The 3,168-nt window shown below is 68.3% G+C and carries 3 protein-coding genes; all 3 read right to left on the bottom strand.

Going from position 1 to position 3,168, the window contains the following annotated elements; genetic code table 11:
- A partial coding sequence (locus RMO85_RS03350) for an excinuclease ABC subunit UvrA (RefSeq protein WP_310526461.1) occupies positions 1 to 1,799 on the bottom strand: 1,799 nt, incomplete at its 3' end.
- Between the two features lie 91 nt (positions 1,800 to 1,890).
- Positions 1,891 to 2,910 (bottom strand): LLM class flavin-dependent oxidoreductase, encoded by a 1,020-nt coding sequence (locus RMO85_RS03345; protein ID WP_310526459.1) that lies wholly within the window; start codon positions 2,908 to 2,910, stop codon positions 1,891 to 1,893.
- 27 nt (positions 2,911 to 2,937) lie between these two features.
- On the bottom strand, positions 2,938 to 3,168 hold a 231-nt coding region (locus tag RMO85_RS03340; protein ID WP_310526458.1), incomplete at its 5' end, for a hypothetical protein.

Raw genomic sequence — 3,168 nt, 5'->3', positions numbered from 1 at the left:
GTCGCCATCACGCCCAGTTCGGTGAAGATCACGCCCGCGCCGTTGCACGTCGGGCAGGCACCCTCGGAGTTGGAGCTGAACAGCGCGGGCTTCACGCCGTTGGCCTTGGCGAAGGCCTTGCGGATCGGCTCGAGAAGACCGCTGTACGTCGCCGGGTTGCTCCGGCGCGAGCCCTTGATCGCCCCCTGGTCGACGACGACCACGCCGTCCTGGCCGGCGACCGAACCGTGGATCAGTGAGCTCTTGCCGGAGCCGGCGACCCCGGTGATGACGCACAGCACGCCGAGCGGGAGGTCGACGCTGACGTTCTTCAAGTTGTGCGTGGACGCGTCCTTGACCGACAGCTGTCCCGATCCGGGGCGGAACGACTCCTTGAGCCTCGCGCGGTCATCGAGGTGCCGTCCGGTGGTGGTGTCACTGGCCCGCAGCCCGTCGACGGTCCCCTCGAAGCAGACCTCGCCACCCGCCGTACCTGCTGCTGGTCCGAGGTCGACGACGTGGTCGGCGATCGCGATCGTCTCGGGCTTGTGCTCGACCACGAGCACGGTGTTGCCCTTGTCGCGCAGCTGGAGCAGGAGCTGGTTCATCCGCTCGATGTCGTGCGGGTGAAGCCCGATCGTCGGCTCGTCGAAGACGTAGGTGACGTCGGTGAGCGACGACCCGAGGTGGCGGATCATCTTGGTGCGCTGAGCCTCTCCCCCGGACAACGTGCCGGCCGGCCGATCGAGGGAGAGGTAGCCGAGGCCGATGTCGGCGAACGAGTCGAGCAGGTGCTGGAGCCCCTTGAGCAGCGGCTCGACCGTCGGCTCGTCGAGCGCCCGCACCCACTCGGCCAGGTCGCTGATCTGCAGCTGGCAGAGCTCGGCGATGTTCTTGCCGTCGATCCTCGACGACAGGGCCTCCTTCGTCAGCCGTGTCCCGTCGCACGCGGGGCAGGTCTGGAAGGTGACCGCTCGCTCGACGAAGCGGCGTACGTGCGGCTGCATCGCTTCGGGGTCCTTGGACAGCATCGACTTCTGGATCTTGGGGATGATCCCGTCGAAGGTGAGGTTGATGCCCTCGACCTTGATCTTGGTCGGCTCGGAGTAGAGCATCGTGTCGAGCTGCTTCTTGGTGAACGACGAGATGGGCTTGTCCATCGGCAGGCCGACGCCCTCGAACAGCCGGCCGTACCACCCGTCCATCGAGTAGCCGGGGATGCTCAGCGCGCCCTCGCTGAGGGACTTGGTCTCGTCGTACAACGCCGTCAGGTCGATGTCGTTGACGGTGCCCATGCCCTCGCAGCGCGGGCACATGCCGCCGAGGTAGACCGCCTGGCTGACGACGTTCTTCTCGACGTGGCTGCCCTTGTCCGTGGTCATGACGCCGCTGGCCTTGCGGGTGGGGACGTTGAAGGAGTACGCCGTGGGCGGACCGACGTGAGGCGAGCCCAGCCGGCTGAAGAGGATGCGCAGCATCGCGTTGGCGTCGGTCGCGGTGCCGACGGTGGAGCGGGGATTGGCCCCCATCCGCTCCTGGTCGACGATGATCGCGGTCGTCAGGCCCTCCAGGAAGTCGACCTCCGGGCGCGCCAGGGACGGCATGAAGCCCTGCACGAAGGCGCTGTAGGTCTCGTTGATCATCCGCTGCGACTCGGCGGCGATGGTGGAGAAGACCAGCGAGCTCTTGCCCGAGCCGGACACTCCGGTGAACACCGTCAGCCGACGCTTGGGGAGCTCGACGCTGATGTTCTTGAGGTTGTTCTCCCGAGCCCCCTGGACGCGGATCAGACCATGACTGTCGGCAACGTGAGTGCTCATCGTGCTCCTCGGCGCAGGTGGAACGGCGCAGTGATCCTCTCGTGACTGTGGCCCGAGATGCCTACCATCTGCGCCCGTGTCGAGTTCTGGCTCAACGCCAGCCGAGCTCGGGGGCCACCAGGGTGAGCACGCTCTCGATCAGGTGCGCGTTGTAGTCGACGCCCAGCTGGTTGGGCACGGTCAACAGCAGCGTGTCGGCAGCGGCCACGGCCTCGTCCTCGGCGAGCTGCTCGACGAGCACGTCCGGCTCCGCGGCGTACGTCTTGCCGAAGCGCGCCTTGCCGCCCTCGAGGATGCCGACCTGGTCGGTGCTGCGGCGCTCGTTGCCGAAGTAGGCGTGGTCCATCTCGGAGACGAGCGGCATGATGCTGCGGCTCACCGAGACGCGCGGCTCACGCTCGTGGCCGGCGGCCTTCCACGCGTCGCGGAAGCGCTGGATCTGCTCGGCCTGGAGCTGGTGGAAGGGCACCCCGGTGTCCTCGGTCAGCAGCGTCGAGCTCATCAGGTTCATGCCCTGCTCGGCCGTCCACACCGCTGTCGCGCGCGTCGCGGCGCCCCACCAGATGCGCTCTCGCAGCCCCTCGGAGTGCGGCTCGAGCCGCAGCAGGCCAGGCGGGTTGGGGAACATCGGCCGGGGGTTGGGTTCGGCGAACCCCTCCCCCTCGAGCATCCGCAGGAACACCGCGGTGTGCTCGCGCGCCATGGCGGCGTGGTCCCTGCCCTCGCCCGGGTGGTGGCCGAAGTAGGTGTAGCCCTCGATCACCTGCTCCGGTGATCCACGGCTGATGCCGAGCTGGAGGCGACCGTCGGCGATCAGGTCGGCGGCGCCGGCGTCCTCGACCATGTAGAGCGGGTTCTCATAGCGCATGTCGATCACTCCGGTGCCGATCTCGATCCGGCTGGTGCGAGCACCCACCGCAGCGAGCAGCGGGAACGGCGAGGCGAGCTGCCGGGCGAAGTGGTGCACGCGGTAGTAGGCACCATCGGCCCCGAGCTCCTCGGCGGCCACGGCCAGGTCGATCGACTGGTGCAGCGCGTCGGCCGCGGTCCGGGTCTGCGAATGCGGAGACGGTGTCCAGTGACCGAACGACAGGAAGCCGATGCGTTTCATACCGTTTTCAACAACCTCCGCCTCCGGCTATTCCGCGGACCACCACAGGCGCCCGCCCGTGCCGTCGTCGGCCAGCAGCAGCACAGTCACGACGTCAGCGGCCCCCGTGAGGATGCGCTCCCCGCCGCCCTCGGGAGCGCTCGCCGGGAGGTTCACCGTGGTCCATTCCCCGCCGTCCGGGCTGTGCCACAGCGCGTAGGAGGCTCCATCGCTCGTGGTCGACCAGAGACCGCGCTCGCCACCGACGAGCGACGAGAC

The sequence above is a fragment of the Nocardioides sp. genome, from assembly GCF_031422975.1.
Lineage (GTDB): Bacteria > Actinomycetota > Actinomycetes > Propionibacteriales > Nocardioidaceae > Nocardioides.
This window is presented reverse-complemented; position numbering and strand designations above follow the sequence as displayed.

Bases quoted from the DNA above. Each gene is read 5' to 3' on its own strand.
- RMO85_RS03345 (WP_310526459.1), bottom strand. From the start codon at position 2,910: ATGAAACGCATCGGCTTCCTGTCGTTCGGTCACTGGACACCGTCTCCG.